Annotated in this window: 21 protein-coding genes; 20 read left to right on the forward strand and 1 reads right to left on the reverse strand. The window is 45.7% G+C overall.

Features of this window, described 5'->3' with window-relative positions; genetic code table 11:
- Positions 1 to 16: 16 nt before the first annotated feature.
- The 12 genes from DZ860_RS24535 to DZ860_RS21080 all read left to right on the forward strand — a co-directional run bounded on the left by DZ860_RS24535 (position 17) and on the right by DZ860_RS21080 (position 8342).
- Complete coding sequence (locus tag DZ860_RS24535; RefSeq protein ID WP_165862949.1) at positions 17 to 154, forward strand: hypothetical protein; 138 nt, start codon at positions 17 to 19, stop codon at positions 152 to 154.
- A 9-nt stretch (positions 155 to 163) separates the two neighbouring features.
- A complete protein-coding gene (locus DZ860_RS21030; RefSeq protein WP_120034951.1) occupies positions 164 to 952 on the forward strand; it encodes a VirB8 family type IV secretion system protein in 789 nt (262 codons plus the stop codon).
- A complete protein-coding gene (locus DZ860_RS21035) occupies positions 949 to 1722 on the forward strand; it encodes a TrbG/VirB9 family P-type conjugative transfer protein (RefSeq protein WP_120034953.1) in 774 nt (257 codons plus the stop codon). Before DZ860_RS21030 ends, DZ860_RS21035 begins: the two co-directional genes overlap by 4 nt.
- Positions 1715 to 2887, forward strand: coding sequence for a TrbI/VirB10 family protein (locus DZ860_RS21040; RefSeq protein WP_120034955.1), 1173 nt, complete (start codon positions 1715 to 1717; stop codon positions 2885 to 2887). Before DZ860_RS21035 ends, DZ860_RS21040 begins: the two co-directional genes overlap by 8 nt.
- 5 nt (positions 2888 to 2892) lie before the next feature.
- Positions 2893 to 3906, forward strand: coding sequence for a P-type DNA transfer ATPase VirB11 (gene virB11 / locus DZ860_RS21045; protein WP_243641900.1), 1014 nt, complete (start codon positions 2893 to 2895; stop codon positions 3904 to 3906).
- Positions 3906 to 5687: a type IV secretory system conjugative DNA transfer family protein gene (locus tag DZ860_RS21050; RefSeq protein ID WP_243641901.1), complete on the forward strand. Its 1782-nt coding sequence runs from the start codon at positions 3906 to 3908 to the stop codon at positions 5685 to 5687. The genes virB11 and DZ860_RS21050 overlap by 1 nt, the downstream gene beginning before the upstream one ends.
- A 171-nt stretch (positions 5688 to 5858) precedes the next feature.
- Positions 5859 to 6128, forward strand: a complete 270-nt coding sequence (locus tag DZ860_RS21055; protein WP_120034957.1) for a helix-turn-helix domain-containing protein — start codon at positions 5859 to 5861, stop codon at positions 6126 to 6128.
- Positions 6129 to 6168: 40 nt separating this feature from the next.
- Positions 6169 to 6423, forward strand: a complete 255-nt coding sequence (locus DZ860_RS21060; RefSeq protein WP_120034959.1) for a type II toxin-antitoxin system prevent-host-death family antitoxin — start codon at positions 6169 to 6171, stop codon at positions 6421 to 6423.
- A complete protein-coding gene (locus DZ860_RS21065; RefSeq protein ID WP_120034961.1) occupies positions 6416 to 6685 on the forward strand; it encodes a type II toxin-antitoxin system RelE/ParE family toxin in 270 nt (89 codons plus the stop codon). Before DZ860_RS21060 ends, DZ860_RS21065 begins: the two co-directional genes overlap by 8 nt.
- 72 nt (positions 6686 to 6757) lie before the next feature.
- Complete coding sequence (locus tag DZ860_RS21070; protein ID WP_120034963.1) at positions 6758 to 7354, forward strand: hypothetical protein; 597 nt, start codon at positions 6758 to 6760, stop codon at positions 7352 to 7354.
- A 2-nt stretch (positions 7355 to 7356) separates the two neighbouring features.
- Positions 7357 to 7893 (forward strand): conjugal transfer protein TraL, encoded by a 537-nt coding sequence (locus DZ860_RS21075; RefSeq protein ID WP_120034965.1) that lies wholly within the window; start codon positions 7357 to 7359, stop codon positions 7891 to 7893.
- 11 nt (positions 7894 to 7904) lie between these two features.
- Positions 7905 to 8342, forward strand: coding sequence for a hypothetical protein (locus DZ860_RS21080; RefSeq protein WP_120034967.1), 438 nt, complete (start codon positions 7905 to 7907; stop codon positions 8340 to 8342).
- Here the strand turns inward: DZ860_RS21080 and DZ860_RS24540 are convergent.
- Positions 8331 to 8501: a hypothetical protein gene (locus tag DZ860_RS24540; RefSeq protein ID WP_165862950.1), complete on the reverse strand. Its 171-nt coding sequence runs from the start codon at positions 8499 to 8501 to the stop codon at positions 8331 to 8333. The genes DZ860_RS21080 and DZ860_RS24540 overlap by 12 nt on opposite strands.
- A 167-nt stretch (positions 8502 to 8668) precedes the next feature.
- Between DZ860_RS24540 and DZ860_RS21085 the strand changes: the two genes are divergently transcribed.
- The 8 genes from DZ860_RS21085 to DZ860_RS21120 are packed head-to-tail and all read left to right on the forward strand — an operon-like array spanning position 8669 to position 17651.
- Positions 8669 to 10915, forward strand: a complete 2247-nt coding sequence (locus DZ860_RS21085; protein ID WP_120034969.1) for a DNA topoisomerase — start codon at positions 8669 to 8671, stop codon at positions 10913 to 10915.
- The gene (locus tag DZ860_RS21090) at positions 10860 to 11678 is read left to right on the forward strand and encodes a TrbG/VirB9 family P-type conjugative transfer protein (RefSeq protein ID WP_120034971.1); all 819 of its coding nucleotides are present in this window, start codon (positions 10860 to 10862) and stop codon (positions 11676 to 11678) included. Before DZ860_RS21085 ends, DZ860_RS21090 begins: the two co-directional genes overlap by 56 nt.
- Before the next feature lie 16 nt (positions 11679 to 11694).
- Positions 11695 to 12048 (forward strand): hypothetical protein, encoded by a 354-nt coding sequence (locus DZ860_RS21095; RefSeq protein WP_120034973.1) that lies wholly within the window; start codon positions 11695 to 11697, stop codon positions 12046 to 12048.
- Positions 12045 to 12776, forward strand: a complete 732-nt coding sequence (locus DZ860_RS21100) for a hypothetical protein (protein WP_120034975.1) — start codon at positions 12045 to 12047, stop codon at positions 12774 to 12776. The genes DZ860_RS21095 and DZ860_RS21100 overlap by 4 nt, the downstream gene beginning before the upstream one ends.
- 3 nt (positions 12777 to 12779) lie before the next feature.
- Complete coding sequence (locus DZ860_RS21105) at positions 12780 to 14219, forward strand: type II secretion system protein GspD (protein ID WP_120034977.1); 1440 nt, start codon at positions 12780 to 12782, stop codon at positions 14217 to 14219.
- A gap of 9 nt (positions 14220 to 14228) precedes the next feature.
- Positions 14229 to 15335, forward strand: coding sequence for a hypothetical protein (locus DZ860_RS21110; RefSeq protein WP_120034979.1), 1107 nt, complete (start codon positions 14229 to 14231; stop codon positions 15333 to 15335).
- Positions 15332 to 16045: a hypothetical protein gene (locus DZ860_RS21115; protein ID WP_120034981.1), complete on the forward strand. Its 714-nt coding sequence runs from the start codon at positions 15332 to 15334 to the stop codon at positions 16043 to 16045. The genes DZ860_RS21110 and DZ860_RS21115 overlap by 4 nt, the downstream gene beginning before the upstream one ends.
- A complete protein-coding gene (locus DZ860_RS21120; protein WP_120034983.1) occupies positions 16032 to 17651 on the forward strand; it encodes a GspE/PulE family protein in 1620 nt (539 codons plus the stop codon). Before DZ860_RS21115 ends, DZ860_RS21120 begins: the two co-directional genes overlap by 14 nt.

The following is a 17651-nucleotide window of genomic DNA, read 5'->3' on the forward strand; positions in this document are numbered from 1 at the left end:
TTTTGAGAGATTTTTCATGAAGCGATATTTAGCGTTACTGCTCCCTGTCATTTTAACGGCCTGTTCATCCACTCCACCTAAAGCGCCAGAACCAACAGGAAAGCGCGTACCGGTGAATCCGCCTCATATCCAAATCAGCGAACTATCAAAATAAGGACGCATTGTGGACAACACGCAACCAGAGTGCGCCCCAAATGAAAACATGGCGCAGGTACTCGAACAAACGAAAGCGTTAATTCAAGCGCCAAATACCAAAGCAATCACACAAGAGGCCAATCAATACTTACAAGGGATCAAAGCCTTTGAGCAAGACCGCGTAGAGCTCGCTAAAAACTCAGCCAAAACCGCGTGGAAAGTGGCTGCTGGTACAACCATAACGGCTATTGCTGCCGTTGTTGCACTGGCGGGATTAACCCCGTTAAAAGAGACACAACCTTATTTAGTAACCACCGATTCAACCACCGGTATCACTACTATGGTGAAACCGCTTGTTGACGGTCAACAGGTCACTTATGGTGAAGCGCTCGATCGCTATTGGGTTAACACTTACGTCATTTTGCGTAATGGGTATGTGTGGGAAACCATTCAAAACAGTTTTGATACCGTGAAACTGATGAGTGCGCCAAATCCTTTTGCCACTTATAACAGCTATATCTATGGCGAGAAGTCACCCACCAAAGTGTTCAAAGACAATCAGCACATCAACATTAGCGTAAAAGACATCAACTTCTTACCCACGGACAGCAAAGAGCAAAAGCTCGTTCAAGTGCAATTTACGCGCAACATTGTCAGTGCTAACGGTCAGCCATCCACCGGCTATAAGCCGACACATTGGACAGCAACCATGACCTTTGATTATCGAGCAGATATTAAAACCGAAAAACAGCGACGCCTTAACCCGCTAGGCTTTCGCGTCACCTCATACCAAGAAGATAGAGTAGTATTGAAATGAGACCACTATTGATTTTAAGCCTATTGCCGCTTTCAGTCTCAGCGGCCATTTTTCCAATCCCTCAGCAGTATGATTACCGTATTACGACTTCTCAATATAACCCTGAAAACGTCATTAACGTTCGCACTAAAGTAGGTGTATCCACCTTGATTCAACTAGGGGACGGCGAGTTTATTTCTACCCCTGTCGATGGTGCAGTCTCCGCTTCTCCATCTGGCATGGGGATAGGCGATGCCGCCGCTTGGGGAATGTCAATCAATGGCAACAATATTTTCTTAAAGCCGATTGGTGAGTTTCCAGACACCAACCTAACGGTTGTGTCGAATAAAGGCCGTACTTATTCATTTTGGTTAGAACTCAGCGATTTTCCGCACTTTATCGTCAGGATGGTGTATGAGAAGCCCAAAACGGCCAATGCCCTTAAATCAAACGTCCCATGCTATGACGGCCTAGTGAACTTCGATTATGAAATGTGGGGAGATAAAGAGCTGGCGCCACAATACATGTGGGACGATGGCCGCTTTACTTGTTTGAAATTTGAAGACAACAAAGAACTGCCCGTTGCCTATCAAGTTGGCAATGATGGTCAAGAATCATTAATCAACTACCACCTAGAGCAAGACGTCATGGTACTGCAAGGCACATCAAACGAGCTTCGACTTCGTTTAGGTGAAAGCGTCTTAGGACTGGCTTCAAGTGCAATTAAAACCGAAGGCTATAACGACAAAGCAACCAGTGTCGATGCAAAGAGGGTCGTCAAAGATGAGTGATAGAATACCAAGCATTACTGATAAAGACCGCTTAGAGTTACATGTCAAAGGGAGCAGCAGTAAAAATGTACTGATAAACGCCACAGTAATTGTTGCTGTCATCATCGTTGGACTAGCTTCCAGTTATACCTTTTTACAACGGATTATTGGGGATGAAGAAGTGGTTACTCATGGGTCTGATACCAACTACCTACAAGGAACTATCGCGGACGACACGCAAGATGTGACCGGTTTTATGGAAGAAACCAGCGCGGCGGAAAGACTTCGCGCAGCCGATGAAGCCGCCATCGCCCTTAAAGCCGCCGATGAAGCCGCTATTGCAGAAAAAACAAAAGAAGAGGCCGCAGCTCAAGCAACACCAAAAGCTGACACACCACCGCCCCTAGAGCCAAAGACCGTGACAAGGCAAGGCCAAAGCGAACGAAATAATCAACCACCACCACTCACACCAGAAGAACAAGCTCGAATACGCAAAATGAGCGGCGCCCCAATTGTTCAGCAGCAAAGTACACCTCAAACGGGCTTTCCAACAGGGGAATATGACAGCACATTTGATGCTCCTGAATTTGCCGACGGTTACGCCAACGTTCGTTCTGAGGGCGCATTAGACTTCATGCTGATGCACGGCACAGCCATTCCTTGTGCGCTTTACACGCAAATCATTTCTGAGCAATCGGGGTATGTCACTTGCCGCGTAACGCAAGACATCTACAGTGCTAATGGGGCCGCATTATTAATTGAACGCGGCTCGTTGGTCAGTGGGACGCAAAGCGTGGCAATGGAGCAAGGCAAAGGACGCATCTTCACCACGTGGGCGGACATTGCTACTCCAATGGGCGTTAACATTCGCATTGATTCACTAGGTACAGGTGCTCTGGGCGCTGCCGGTATTGATGCCTGGGTAGACAACCATTACGCACAACGCTTTGGTGGCGCCATCATGTTGAGCTTTGTCGATGATGCCTTGGCAACACTTGCCGACCGTTTGAGTTCAAAAAATGAAGTGACCTTTGATAACTCAACCCAAAACGCCGGAGAGATGGCCGCAAAAGCGCTGGATGCCAGCATCAATATAGCGCCAACCGGTTACGCCTACATCGGTCAACGTATTAACATTTTAGTGGTTCGTAACATTGATATGTCGAACGTCTACGCTTTTGAGTAACTATTATGATAGACAATTCAGGGATGGCGCGAGACTGGTTAAAACAAACCGGTCTACAAACTATTTTAGATTTAGAGGGTATAACAGAAGTTGCCGTCAATGAACCGCTTCGCGTTTGGTTCGATCGCGGTAATGGGTGGGAAACCCAAGACATGCCAAATCTCACGTTGCAAAGCTGCTTAGCATTAGCAAAATCATTGTGTGTTTTTGCTGGCCTAACCAAGCCTATTGGGATTGAAAATCCGCTTGCTTCGGTGATATTACCCGATGGGGAACGCGGCCAAATCGCCGTGCCACCCGCAACGCTTCAAGGTCATATCAGTATGACCTTTCGCAAACCGTCCTTAGCTCGTTTCTCACTGGAAGATTATGAAAAAACGGGGCGCTTCTCTCGATGCAAAGAAATCATCGCTCAAGATGACGCGCTAACTGACCAACAAACCGCACTGCTTGAGTTCAAAAAGAAAGGGGACTACCTCACTTTTTTGCGTGAAGCCGTCAAGATGAATATGAATATTCTTCTTGTTGGGGGTACAGGTAGCGGCAAGACAACGTTTATGAAAGCGTTGGTTGATTGCTACCCACTGGAAAAACGCCTTTTCACCATTGAAGACGTACACGAATTAGGATTACCACTTCACGCGAACCATGTTCACTTGCTTTATAAGCAAGGCGGATTAACCCCTAAGCAGTTAATTGAAGCATGTATGCGAATGAAACCCGATCATGTGTTATTGGCAGAGCTTCGAGGCGATGAAGCGTGGGGCTACATTGAAATGCTCAACACCGGCCATCAAGGTTCAATCACCACCATTCACGCTAATGATTGTTTAAGCGCACCGGCGCGATTAGCCACCTTGATTAAACAAAGTGAGGTGGGAAGAACTCTTGATCATGAACTCATCATGCGCACCATCACGTCAAGTATTGATGTTATCGCGTTTTTCAATGGCACATACCTAACGGAATTAATGTATGAGCCACAGAGGAAAAACGCCATTCTTGCAGGAAAATCATAATGGCTATGCGACACTACACCAGGCGAACCCTCACCATCATTTTTACAAGCTTGATCACATCATGCTTTATCGCAGGGCAAGCCATCGGCGGATTGATACTTTTAAACTTGCTCAATTTACCCATTTCCAATTGGCAACTCTCGTCACTGTGGCAATACTGGTCACACTATCGAACCCATCCTGATGTCATAGAGCCACTTAATGTGGCGCTTTTTTTTAGTGGTGTGTTGCCATTGGGCGCCATGCTTATCACATTACTGTTCTTTCTGGTGTTGATTAAACGCGAGGAGCTGCATGGTAGCGCCCGATTTGCTAACGATGATGACTTAGCCAAATCGGGTCTTTTCCCCAAAAAAGGCGTCTTTGCTAAGAAGAGTAAACACCCCTCGCTACTACTAGGCAAAATGGACAAAGGTCGTTTTGAAAACCGTTTTGTAGAAATGGAAGGTCAAACGTTCGTAGGACTGGCGGCGCCAACAGGTTCAGGTAAAGGGGTGGGGTTTGTCATACCTAACTTGGTGAATTACTCGGATAGCGTTGTGTGTGTTGATGTGAAACTGGAAAACTTCCAAAAAACCGCAGGGTTTAGACAAAAATCAGGCCAAGCCATCTTTTTATTCTCACCCGATGGTTACGACACCCATCCAGAAGATCTCAGCACCGTAGAGCTTCGCAGTCATCGCTGGAATCCCTTTCATTACGTACGCCGAAATGCAGCGTATCGAGTCGGGGATATCCAAGTCTTAGCCAATTCGCTCTATCCCACCGAGGGAGTGAAAGAGCCGATATGGCCGACCAATGCGGGGAAGTTATTTACGGGTCTTGCTCTATGGATGCTTGAAACCGAAGCGCTCACAGGCATGGTTCCGACCATGCCCTATCTTCTCAATATTGTTGGCGTTGAAGGCGGGCTAAACGCATGGATGAAATCAGAACTCCAAAAAGGATATTTAAGCCAGGAATGCGCGAATGAATTTAACGCCTTTATCTCATACCCTAAAGATACCAGTGGTTCGGTACTGGCTAACTTCAATACGCCACTGGCTATCTATGCTGACCAAACCGTAGGTGCGGCAGTAAGTGGTAATGATTTTGATTTTAATGATTTACGTCGCAAGGGGATGACCATCTATGTAGGTATTCAGCCAGGGAACTTACCCCGTTTTAAGCAATTGCTTAACCTGTTCTTTGAGCAGTTAATCAGTGTGAATACTCGCGTTCTACCAGAGCAAGACCCAACGCTCACGCATCAATGCTTACTGCTACTCGATGAATTTCCGTCTCTTGGCAAGATAAACCAAATCAAGGTATCGATTGGCTTTACTCGTCAATACAACCTTCGATACGCGATTATCTACCAGAACCCTGAGCAAAATGAAGATATTTACGGCAAGGAGGCCGCTAGAACACTGAGTAAAAACTTAGCGGTAGAAATCATTTGTCCGCCCAAAGAAGTTGATGCCTTTGTCGAAAAAATATCAAAAACACTGGGGACGAAAACCGTTAAGGTCAGAGGGCACTCAACCAGCCAAGGCAAAAGCAGCAGCAAAAGCCAGAATGTCTCTTGGCAAAAGCGCCCTCTCATGATGCCTCATGAAATCGTGGAACTTGGTCATAAGATGCACCCTGTAGCACCAATTGGAACAGATGTTCTTCTGCTAAAAGAAAACACACGGCCATTTATCATGAAAAAGCTTATCTACTTTGATGAGCCAGTGATGCAAGCTCGCGTCAAGCATTCGCTAGAGAACATCCCAGAAATTCCACTTCTGAGTGTTTAATGTCAAAAGATTTCTTTATAGTTCAGGTTCGCGATGGTCGAGCATTAACCAATGCGAGGACAGCGGGAAGCCGCTGCACGATAGTGCAGCAAGCCGCACACTCAATAATAAAAGTAATCGATTCTCTTTAAGCGACCGCGGCTCACCCACCGCCAATACGTAGGAGTTTAAATGACACCTCATCCACAGTATGCCAGGGACGAGTTTGATATTGATGGTTACCAAACCAGACTATCAACGGCAATCAAAACCGTCCCCAATTATAAACTCGCGGCAATCACGAAGATTAGCCGCAATACGTTAACAAAATACCAGTATCACCAATCCAGCCCTGACATGAGAAAGTTATGCCTTATCGCTAAAGCCACCAATGTTTCCGTTATCTGGATATTGTTCGGAACACGATCTCAAACGGGTTCAATTGGCATTCCATCGAATTAACGGTACTATTAATAATACTGTTAACTTATTTGGATTTATCATGAACATTTCAGCCAACGAGCTTAAAACAAGAGGGGCATTAGCCATTGAAGAGGCCCTAACCACTGAAACCATCGCAACCATCACTGTTCGTGGCCGTAGAGCTTATGTTGTTACCACCATGGATGATTACGATGACTTTAGAGAATGGCAGTTAGATAAGGCTTTGCGTGAAACCGAAAATGATCTAGAAGCGGGTCGTTACGAGATCACTAATAACATCGAAAAACACATTAGTGAACTTCGTCATGATTAAGTTGGTTTTAACTGATTCTTACAAAAGAAAAGCCAAAAAATTCTTTAAAAAGCATCCTAACTTACTCAATCAATACGAAAAAACGTTAAAGTTGCTCATTATCAACCCTGCACATCCATCATTACGATTGCATTCGATCGCATCCAAGGGGCTTCATTCGATTTCAATCAACATGAGCTATCGCGTATTGCTGTCGATTCAAATCAAAGCAGACGGCACGATCATTCTGGTTGATATTGGTAACCATGACGATGTGTATTAACGAGAAAACTATCCCTACCTCTATTAAGCCAGCGCTGAAAAACGCTGGTTTTTTTATTTAAGGACATCCCCTATGCAATACGCTCTGCTTAATCGTTATAACGATAATATTCGTCCATTGATTGATGCTCATGAAATTTACGCTCTTGAGCAAGGACTCGATAATCTCACCCTGTTACCTTGCGACAAACACTACGAACAATCACTCACACGCCAAGTCGTTTATGGCGTCTATAAACCTCAACCCGATGCTCAATTTCCCAAAAGTGAAATCAAACGCCATATTTTTGAAGCATTGGATAAATGGCTGTACCACATTGATGGTTTGACCGTGATCCAGCTTGGTATTGAAGATATTGAACTGTTCAGTGATATCACCATCATGAACTCCTGTGGTCATTGTCCGACACCGCACAAATCAGATGACATCGCGTTCGCAGCCTTACTCTTAGCACCGACTGACTTTAACTTAGGCACGGGCAAAACAGCGGCTAAGACCGCCTTTCTTCGTTGGGATGGCGTTGACCCACTCACTACGTTGCTTAATCGCAAAGGGTTATTCTCACTGATTGCGCCAGAAAAACGCAAGAAAACGCCACCCACGATAGAGAACTGGCACTCGTTTATCGATACCAAACGAGCAATACAATATGCGCAAAAATGGAGATAACCATGAAACGAGCCATCGGGTTACTCATAGGGACATTATCACTAATAAGCACAACGCCTACACTCGCCTTTGACAGCAAAGCGTGTTCCATTTGGCTTTGTTTACCGACGGGATTTCCGTCTGGGTGCGGGGAAGCTAAGTCGGAGTTTAAAAAACGCATCACCAGGGGAAAATCACCGCTGCCCCCGTTCGTTTCGTGCTTAGTGAAAAGTGCACCTTCAACGACGCTTCCACAATCGAACATTACCTCGACAGAGGGAAAAGCCGCGTTTATTCCAGAACGTAAAAAGTGTGTAAAAAGTCAAATCATCCATCAATCCAATGACAGCGACCGAACCGTTTGTGTGCAATTTGAGACCATAGCGGCTCACGCCATAAAAAATACGTCATGTGTTGTCTCTCAACCGAAAGATGGAAGACCAACCTATTCACCCGCAGGATGCTCAACCACCATCCGTTACATTGACACTTATATGGACGGTAAGCCCTATGGCGACACTTACTACTTCGACAGCTCAGGGAATGAAATCAATCTTTAACGGGAGAATGTATGCTCATTGGTTTAGCTGACTTGCTTCACGAGTTATTTAAAGAACCGCAGCGTCAAAAGCGACAACACTACAGCGACATAGATCCAAAAATTTCTGATTTAGTAAAAGCCTTCAATCAGATTGAAGGCATTACCACTATTGCATCATGCCAAGGGCATATCTCAGGACATATTGAAGCGCCGTACATTTACTTTAAAGCAAGTAATATTATTGTTTCTCAAATCGTTCAAGCATTAAGAAAAAACCGTAACTTCCATACTAGATGGGAAATTACGGGGGTATTTGACCAACATAATGACCTCAGTTTCCGCTTATCTTCACTAAAGCTCGATACACGAATTTATCAACGTGGTTGGTGGGATTTAGGGTGGAACCGAAGCAAAGTAGATCACGACTTCATTGTGTTACAACAAATGTTAGAAAACTTAACCCGTTGACTCCATCAATAGAAACAAACCGGCCACCATGAATAACCCAAAAATCACCATCACGACCATTCGACGGCGACCGCGTGGGTCTTTTTTCCCACAATGACAACAAACATTGGCTTTATGCGAAATAAAGCCAGAACAAGCTCGACAATGATTCATTTCCATCACATAACACCCTGTATTAACGGTACAAATAGACTTTTTGCATGGCGATAATTGGCGCCCAACGCAAAATTTCGCCCTCTTAATATCGTATATCTCATGAAACCCACTTTTTACGCAACAAATCGTTGCGAGAAAAACATCATCTTCGACTCAGCACGGAAACTTCTATGCGCTTATTTATTGCAGAAAAACCCTCACTTGCTAAAGCCATTTATGAGGGGCTTGGCGGGACGGGATCAATGTCCATGGGACGTGGCTATCTACAAATCGGCGATGTAAAAATCGCACCCTGCTACGGCCACATGATGGAGTTGTTCGATCCCGAAGACTACGACGAAAAATACAAAGTCTGGTCAATGGACGACTTACCTATTAAAGCGTTTATGCCTCCGGTATTAAAAGCCAAACCCGAATCCAAAGATCAACTCGACATTATCTTTCAACTCATTGAAGAGGCGAGCGATATTGTTCATGCGGGCGATCCCGATGATGAGGGCCAATTGCTGATAGATGAAATATTACATCACGTCGGCAATACCAAGCCGGTTTATCGCGTTCATATTGCTGACTTAAACTTAAAGCCAGTACAAAACGCCTTAGCCAATTTAAAACCCAATAGCGAATTTGAACATTTTGGCCGTAGCGCATTAGCCCGCTCTATTGCTGATCAGCTTTTCGGTTATAACCTGACTCGTGGGTTTACCTTGCAAGGTCGCCATCAAGGATTTGATGGTGTGCTAAACGTTGGCCGAGTGCAAAGTGCCGTTCTTGGTTTGATCAACTCACGAACACTGGCGAACCTTTCGCACCAGGAAAGTTTTTACTACGAAGTGAACGGGCAATTTAGTACTGCCACAGGGGCTTTTTCAGGGAAATATCAGCCATCGGACCATGATATTCTCGATGAAAAAAACCGTATCATTGAAATGGCAAGTGTCACGCAAGTCGTGACTCAAAGTAAAGGGGCAACATTTACGGTCAGTGAAGCCACCACGAAACCGGAAAAGAAAGCGGCGCCAGCCCCCTATAACCTTTCATCACTACAGCAAACCTGTGCGAAAAAATGGGGTTACAGCGCAGATAGAACGCTTGAGATCATGCAAAGCTTGTATGAAACCCACAAGCTCTTAACCTATCCACGCTCAGATTGTCGCTTTTTATCGGATGAGCACTTTGTGCATCGTGAGTCCATTTTGCAAGCGGTAGCCGGCACGATGCCGCAATTTGCATCGCTGATTGCAAAAGCAAACCTTGATAACAAACATAAGGCATTTAACAGCGACAAAATCACCGCGCACCACGCGATTTGTCCCACTGAAAAATCCGGCGTGGGCATCACACTGACAGCCGATGAGAAAAACATCTATGAGTTGATCGCTCGTGGCTTTATCGCCTTGTTCTATCCCGAATCGGTGCGCAATAAAACGCGCGTTGTGTTAATCAATGAACATCAACGCGAGTTTGTAGCCACGCAAACTGATTTGCTGTCTCAAGGATGGGAATCACTTTACGGTAGTGAAAAAGAGGCGCCAGTTCGAGCGGTTGATTTAACCACAGTACAAAAGGGTGAAACGCTGCCTTGCATCGAGGCGAGTATCGATAAGAAAGCGACTACTCCACCCAAATACTTTGTTGAGTCCACCTTACTGGCGGCCATGAGTCGCGCTGCAAAATTCATTTCCGACCCTGAGCTTCGCAAAGTGTTAGAAGCGAAAGACAAAGATAACCCCGCCGAATCTGGCTCTATCGGCACGGAAGCGACTCGCGCAAGTATCTTGAAGAAGCTGTCTGATAATAGTGCCCTTATCTCTATCGAAGAGGAAAAAGGCTACAAAGAGAAAGTATGGAAGACCACCAAGCAAGGGCAAGATTTTTGCGCGGCACTACCTAATGAGATCATTGCGCCTGATATTTCAGCGCGGTGGTCGAGTCAACAAGAAGCCATCAAGCAAGGCTCGTTAACCGTTGAAGCTTTTGTTGACGGTATTGATGTGTATATCGAGAAGCAAATCGAACACATCAAAACCCACGGTATCAAAATAACCCCTAACATGCCGCCTTGCCCTGTGTGTAAAAAAGCTTACTTACGCCGCCGTAGCGATGCGCATGGTGAGCTGTTTTATGCCTGCAATCGCTACCCCGATTGCAAAACCACGTACCCAGACAAAGGCGGTAGGCCCAACTTAACGCCTAAAGTGAAGCGCATCATGAACGTATCAAAGCACCCATGCCCTGTGTGTCAAAAAGGCTTGATGCGTCGCAGCACCAAATTCAAAGGTAAAACCCGTTATTACTGGACATGCTCCGGCTATCCAGAATGCAGAACTACTATTTTTGACCAAGCAGGTAAACCTAATTATGCCACTGCAAAAACAGAAACAACGCCACCTAGTGACGCACCAGCGAGCGAATAAGCTTGCTCTCGTCATTGGCACGCTGATTTTATCGAATCTTTCATTCTCCGCTTACGCTCATGAATGCCGCACCGTGAATTATAAAGCCGGTGACGTGGTTCACGTCTCTAGCGCACAAAATCTCGGTACGCGTATTTCACTGCCAGCCAATCTCATCAAGCCGCCGGTTATTACCAATGCCAGGTTGTGGGATATTGGGGGTGAGACTGGCACAAACCACATTGTGGTGTCACCCAATAGCAATAGCAAACTGGGGAATAAAGCGATGGTGTTTGCCTTTGCTGATAACGGCAAGGTGTACGACATCATGGTAACAAGGGTCGCGCAAAAGGCGCATCAGCCATGCGTCACCATTAATGAACGTCCTAACTTTTTCTTTGCCCCTACCCCCGATAAAAAACCAGCGCCGAAACCTGTCGAGAAAGTGAAACCTAAAACCACGCCGAAACTTGAAAAAGGGGCGCTCGTCAGTGGGTCTGGGGAAGCGGCGTATCCGCAAATGTTCACCCAATACAAATGGGATAAGAAAAAAGAACTCTACCCACAAAATCTGATTGCCGATGTGTACGACAACGGGCGAACGACCTTTATTCGCCTGGCGAACCGCCATCAAGGTTCGCTTTTAGTTGAAACCAAAATCGGTAACAAAAACACCTTAATTCCCGTCTCTCACAATGACGACTATTCCATTTTCAGCGTGAACGGCGTTTATGGCCGCTTTGATATTCTCGTTGGCAATTCAAACATTACGGTTACTCGCTAACCGCTAAGGACATACTGTGAAAAAAACACTTTGTGCGCTGGCCTTAATGGCTTGCGCAGGGACAAGCACGACCTTTGCAAAAGAGGTCGATACTTTACAAGTCTCGGTTCGTACAGTTTACCCAACATCGGTGAGCACGGTTGGGGAGGCGGTAAAATGGTTTGTTGAACCGCTTGGCTATTACGTATTAACCGACCACCCCGCCCCCGTCAGTGCAAAATCGCTACTCGCCAAACCCATCCCAATGGAAGCCATGATGCACCGCACCATGCCGGTATTGCACGCGGTTCAACTACTCATTGGTCAAAACAACACCATTATTGTGGATAAGAAAAACAAACTTATCACCGTATCTGAGGGGCGCTCATGAACATCAAAATTACTGGATTAGCGGCCGTATGCGCCGCGCTACTGGCAACAGGGTGTGCCAGTCAAAATGAGACACTGGGCAATGGCGAATACTTAGAATTGTTATCGATTAATGTTGTGGAGCGCGATTTATCCAGTTTTACTCCGACGAACATCTCTCGCACTGACATTGCCACCATCGCCACGAAAAAAGCGCCGATTCCGTACACGTTCACTGTCCGTAGCGGGGAGCGTTATCAAGTGGCACTGAATCGCTGGATAAAGGCGATGGGCTATCAAAATATTGCCTGGTCAATGAATCCCACCCATCGTCAAGCGCTTGATGAACTCAGCAACACATCAATGCGATTTGATGGCAGTTTCAAAAAAGCAGTCAATGAGCTATCCGATGCGCTAGGCACGCCAATCAACATTATTACCGACAACAAAACGCTTGTTGCTGGCGTGTATGACTTTGACGGCGAAGCGCGTATTACTCACATCAAAGGCTCATCACTCAAAATCGTGGTTGAGCGCGTAGTGAAAAACTATGGATTACGTTGGGACAGCGGCGATGCTTTTTCACGTAGCTGGCTGGCGCCAAATGATTACGAGTTTGGCTCAGACTATTACTTACTCACTGAAAAAGAGGACATCGAGACTGCTCTAACCACGGTGCTTGAAGCGTTCCCTGTTTATTCCTCAATCGTGGAATCAACCGGACAAGTCATTATCCAAGAGGATTTATAACCCATGAAAAAAATGATTGTAGGCGTACTGATTAGCGCCCTAATGATGGGCTGCGCCTCTCAAGAATACCAAGATGCACTCAACACGAACGATGGCGTTCAAGATGCCATATCCACCCACACTGACTATCAAAAACAATCAAAGGTCACTTACATCAAAAAACCGCCAGTGGTACTGCAACCCGTGACAGAGGTGTACAACCGCGACTGGCTCAAAGAGCAGGTGACGGTGAATGTCTCACAAAGACCGTTATCATTGGTGCTGGAAGAAGTGATGTACGGTACGGATGTGCCGATTTATTTTGGTGAGGGAGTCCAGCCAAATAAAGCCGTCACACTGAACTTCTCACAACAACGTGAAAATGTGTTGAACCTTATTGCTCGTGATAGTAGTTATGGCATTGAATTTCGCAATGAACGCCTTGAAGTCACCAAAACGATTACTCGCGTGTTTACTCTCAATATTCCAACCGGTGAAGCATCGGGGCAGTTAGGCTCACAAGGCAACGCATCGGGTGAAGATTCGGCGCGCATCGAGGGGCAATACCTTAATGTCTTGTTTGATGAAGTGAGCATTACACAAGAGGTCGCCGATACGGTCACTGAATTACTTGGCGGAGAAGATGACAAAGAGAGTACCGTCACTGTCTCGATTAATACCACCACATTGATTGTTAAAACCTCGCCTGACAAGATGCAAGACGTTCAGCAATTAATTGACCATTACCAAGCTGAGCTTTCTAAACAAGTGTTGCTTGATATTCAAATCCTAGAATTTCGCTCAAACCTTGGGTCAGAACGCGGCATCGATTGGAACATCGTAAAAAGCGTTGGTGACGGTACACTGCAATTTTTCGTACCTGGTACGAGTACCCTTTCACAAGGGGCGGGGTACGGTATGGCTTTCACCGGCACAGGGGATTGGAGCGGCACACAATCGTTTATTAAAGTGCTTGAAAAGCAAGGCAGCGTATCAACCCAAACGCCAGTGACCGTACTTGCTCTAAATAACTACCCAGCAAAAATCACCCAACACCTTGAAGAGCCATATGTCGATGAAATCACCAGTGACAGCAGCGAGGGGGTCGTATCGGGCGGATTTACTCGTGCAACCGAGTTTGAGGGGGTCGATTTAATGGTCTCAGCTAAAGTGCAAAGTGACGATGTATGGCTACGTCTTTCTGGTCAACTGCAAAAAATCGTCAATCGTGAAAACCGTGAGATTTTTGATAACCAAGCGAATTTCTTAACGGTGCAAAAATCTGAAATCAACTTCGTCAATAAACTGCGTTACGGCCAGACCTTTGTGATTGCTTCGGTCAAACAAACCACCTCAACCGCCGAGCGCACCGAAAACTTCTGGTCGTCGATGTTTGGTGGCACAGGCTCCAACAAGGAAGCCGTCGAGACGTTGGTACTACTGACGCCGCGTAAAGTCCAGTAAGGAGTCGTTATGATTTTAGCTAATCGAGCGCTGCTCTATAGCGCTAAACAGCTTAAAACGCACCGGCAACAACACCCTGCGCGTTTTGAACGTATCTTAGAAGAAAGTGGGGTTTATTGTCGATATTACAGTGAAGAGCCCGCCATTCTTTTTGGCGAATACGTCCTCAGTCAACTCAAAGCACAAGGCGACCCTACGGGTCGCTTTGTTTTTGTGCAAAAACTGGATGAAAGCCTGTGGTTTTTCGCTTCATTTGAGGATGGACAGCTTGAGCGAGAAAGTATTGGCTTACTGGATGCGCAAATTCACTCGTTTGATTATTCACTACGCAAAGCTGAACGCATTATCGCGACTGATAAAGCGTTTAACGGAATGTTCATGGATGAGCGATTGCTGCTGATTGAACCGTTCGCCTTAGATGAAATGGCGGCATTTACTTTGCAAGCCAAAAAGACGCTGACCGTAAACAAGTGGGGAGGAGTCATGCTTGCGGCGGTGTTATTTAGCATTGTGGCCACGGTCGCACTCTATCCCGAACCAGAGCCCGTCGTCAACGTGGTGGATGATGCCAAAACTCGCTACAGCAAAACGCACCTGAGTTATGCAAAACCCATGGATGCACTGATGAGCGGCCTCAATTTGTTGATGGATGCGAGCTTCATGCCAGCAGGGATTGAGGCAAAAAAAGTCATACTGACGAATCAAACCCTGAGTATGACGGTCAATGAAGAAGATATTGCACCCTCAATAAAAAGCGCGTGGCTGGTTTCGATGCCCTCACTGACTCAACACTATCAAGATAATAGTGTGACATTGTCACTTGTAGAGCCTAATCCTTGGCGTTCATACGCCGTCAAGGGGTACAGCGAGCAACTTCAAGATGTTCTGTTTTATCAAGGCGGCACGTTAACTCAAACCGCTGAACAATATATCGATGACACTCGCATTCGTACTTATCAGCTCAATTTCACCGGCAATGCAGGTCAAATTCCCTTATTAGCACAATGGCTAAACGTACCGTTCGTTACCGTGAGTTTCATGGAAATGGAAATGGATGACGCCTATCAAATCACAACATTGAACATGACACTTGATGTTCAAGGAGAACCTTTATGACACCGGAAACAAAGAAGAAAATTAGAATGGCGGTCTTGGCCACGATTGGCCTCTCAATGGTTGGCTACATGGCTTTTGACATGCTCAGTGGTTCAAGTTCAACTCCGCCTCCGATTTCATCAAACCTGAATGAGCCTAATACTCATGAGCCCAATTTGGATTTCATGGTTGAAGCTGCTTCACTGGCTCCCGCACCACAATTTGAACCCCAAGATGAAGCGTTACTTTCACAAAACGTCACCATGCAGCCTGAGTCGTTAACCACTACGGTGACTTATCAGGCTTCAATCAAGGCCAAAGAGGTACTTGATGCACTGGAAGCGACCTACATCAGTAAGGTCAATACCGACAAGCTTACCGCGCAAATTGCTGAGCAAACCACAAAACAATCGCTGGATGCCATGCAATTACCCCCTCAAGCGGTGGTTGAAACCATCACGACACCAGTAACACCAAATACCTCCGTGATAGATGCTATTGAGGTAAAAAGTATTGTCGTGACACCAACGCGCACCACCGCATGGCTGAGTGTGAACGGTGAAAACATACCGGTGCAATATGGTGTGTGGGTGGGCGATGTGCGCGTCGTAAATATCACCAAAGATTTTGTTCGATTTAGCAACAAGGACGGCAAAGGGTTCACTAAACATGTGCCATCCAGTGCCACCATTCTGACACCACCAAAAGGAGTAGAAAATGAACCATTCTAATGTTGTGGTCAGTGACCAGCTCAAGTCACTCTACTTTACGCATCAAAACGCGGTATTGCTTGACGATGGAACGTTGCTCACTTCTGATTACGACAGTGCCGCTATTGCTTTAATTAAAAAGCACATTATTGAGCAAAATAAGGAATACCCTGAATTGCTCGGTGTGGTCATTCGAGTTGAAAAAACCGATACCTCAACCATTGCAGAAAAAATCGAAAGCCTATCGACCAAAGGCGTTCAATTTCAGATGCAAAATGACGATATTTCCACGATAGGTAAAGATGCAAAAAATCTTTTGCAGTTAGCCGTTAAGCGCGGCGTATCTGATATTCATATTGAGTTGTACGGGCATGAAACACGCATCATGGCGCGTGTGGATGGGCGCATGGTGGAGCTACAAAAAACCATTCCTGAGTACAACTACGGTCTGACACTAATTTCTTACCTCATTAACCAACTGGGTAAAGATCAAGATAGCGATTTTAGTCCAAAAGCCAAAAACAACTGCCGCATTGAAATTGACCTTATCGCACCAGATAAAAACAGTGACGGAAAAGTTATTGAAGTCGAGCGTGAAACACGATGGCGTGTCAGTTATATCCCCGCTCAAAATAATGGCGGTCAACTTTCGCTTCGCTGGTCAAACAAAAATACCAAAATTCCTCTTTTAGAAGAGTTGGGATGGGAAGCTGGACATATAGAAACCATTCGACGTTTCTTAAATAGCGCATTTGGTGCATTACTTTTTGCGGGCCAAGTGGGTAGTGGTAAATCAACCAGCATCGCTGCCATGCTAAATGAAATGAAAAACACTGGTCGCTCTATTAACACGCTTGAAGATCCGGTTGAATTTGATATCGGTGTAATACAAACCTCCGTAAAAAGTACAGAGGAGTTAAACGACTTAATCAAATTACTGCTGCGCCACGATGTGGATATCGAAATGCACGGCGAACTTCGAGATCAAGAAGGTGCAATGGCTGCGTGTCGTAAAGCGGAAACAGGGCAATTGATGTTTTCTACCATCCATACTTCCAGTGCTGTAGGTATCGCACACACGCTTAATCAACAGATGAAAATTCCACTGGCTTTGATTACTGCTCCTGAGCTAATGAAGATGTGGGTTTATCAAACTCTGGTGCGTATGTTATGCCCTCTCTGCTCTCTTTCGTTAGAAGAAGCGAGCCTTATTTGGTCTGAGCCTGAAAAAAAACAGTTCAAAGAGTGGAGTGAGCGCAATCAAATTAACCAAGCAAGCTCAAAGATGCGTTTTAGAAACCCTAGTGGTTGCAAGTGCTGTCACGAAGGAGAGAAAGATCGTACATCGTTGGTTGAAATGATTGTGCTCGATGATGAAGACCGTCAATTCATTATAAAAGAGGACTATATCTCTTGGGTCAAAGCCCTAAAGAAAAAAGGGTATAAAACGGTACTCGATCACGCCAATCTCAAAATCTCTCGTGGTGAGATTGACATATTCACCGCGGCAGAGCGAGTCAATGGATTGTTTGAGCGCTCAACGGATTCCATTTATGACTCGTTTTTTACTGCCATCGATGCCCCAGTCGATAACCACAGCGACGATGAAGAGGTCGTGCCATGCTAA

Source organism: Vibrio sinensis (assembly GCF_003605645.1).
GTDB lineage: Bacteria > Pseudomonadota > Gammaproteobacteria > Enterobacterales > Vibrionaceae > Vibrio > Vibrio sinensis.

Excerpts from the sequence above, each read along its gene's own strand:
- DZ860_RS21060 (WP_120034959.1), top strand. The coding sequence starts at position 6,169 with ATGAACATTTCAGCCAACGAGCTTAAAACAAGAGGGGCATTAGCCATT.
- DZ860_RS21065 (WP_120034961.1), top strand. The coding sequence starts at position 6,416 with ATGATTAAGTTGGTTTTAACTGATTCTTACAAAAGAAAAGCCAAAAAA.
- DZ860_RS21115 (WP_120034981.1), top strand. The coding sequence starts at position 15,332 with ATGACACCGGAAACAAAGAAGAAAATTAGAATGGCGGTCTTGGCCACG.
- DZ860_RS21050 (WP_243641901.1), top strand. The coding sequence starts at position 3,906 with ATGGCTATGCGACACTACACCAGGCGAACCCTCACCATCATTTTTACA.
- DZ860_RS21055 (WP_120034957.1), top strand. The coding sequence starts at position 5,859 with ATGACACCTCATCCACAGTATGCCAGGGACGAGTTTGATATTGATGGT.
- DZ860_RS21110 (WP_120034979.1), top strand. The coding sequence starts at position 14,229 with ATGATTTTAGCTAATCGAGCGCTGCTCTATAGCGCTAAACAGCTTAAA.
- virB11 (WP_243641900.1), top strand. The coding sequence starts at position 2,893 with ATGATAGACAATTCAGGGATGGCGCGAGACTGGTTAAAACAAACCGGT.
- DZ860_RS21100 (WP_120034975.1), top strand. The coding sequence starts at position 12,045 with ATGAACATCAAAATTACTGGATTAGCGGCCGTATGCGCCGCGCTACTG.
- DZ860_RS24540 (WP_165862950.1), bottom strand. The coding sequence starts at position 8,501 with ATGGAAATGAATCATTGTCGAGCTTGTTCTGGCTTTATTTCGCATAAA.
- DZ860_RS21105 (WP_120034977.1), top strand. The coding sequence starts at position 12,780 with ATGAAAAAAATGATTGTAGGCGTACTGATTAGCGCCCTAATGATGGGC.
- DZ860_RS21080 (WP_120034967.1), top strand. The coding sequence starts at position 7,905 with ATGCTCATTGGTTTAGCTGACTTGCTTCACGAGTTATTTAAAGAACCG.
- DZ860_RS21120 (WP_120034983.1), top strand. The coding sequence starts at position 16,032 with ATGAACCATTCTAATGTTGTGGTCAGTGACCAGCTCAAGTCACTCTAC.
- DZ860_RS21075 (WP_120034965.1), top strand. The coding sequence starts at position 7,357 with ATGAAACGAGCCATCGGGTTACTCATAGGGACATTATCACTAATAAGC.
- DZ860_RS21035 (WP_120034953.1), top strand. The coding sequence starts at position 949 with ATGAGACCACTATTGATTTTAAGCCTATTGCCGCTTTCAGTCTCAGCG.
- DZ860_RS21040 (WP_120034955.1), top strand. The coding sequence starts at position 1,715 with ATGAGTGATAGAATACCAAGCATTACTGATAAAGACCGCTTAGAGTTA.
- DZ860_RS21085 (WP_120034969.1), top strand. The coding sequence starts at position 8,669 with ATGCGCTTATTTATTGCAGAAAAACCCTCACTTGCTAAAGCCATTTAT.
- DZ860_RS24535 (WP_165862949.1), top strand. The coding sequence starts at position 17 with ATGAAGCGATATTTAGCGTTACTGCTCCCTGTCATTTTAACGGCCTGT.
- DZ860_RS21070 (WP_120034963.1), top strand. The coding sequence starts at position 6,758 with ATGCAATACGCTCTGCTTAATCGTTATAACGATAATATTCGTCCATTG.
- DZ860_RS21090 (WP_120034971.1), top strand. The coding sequence starts at position 10,860 with ATGCCACTGCAAAAACAGAAACAACGCCACCTAGTGACGCACCAGCGA.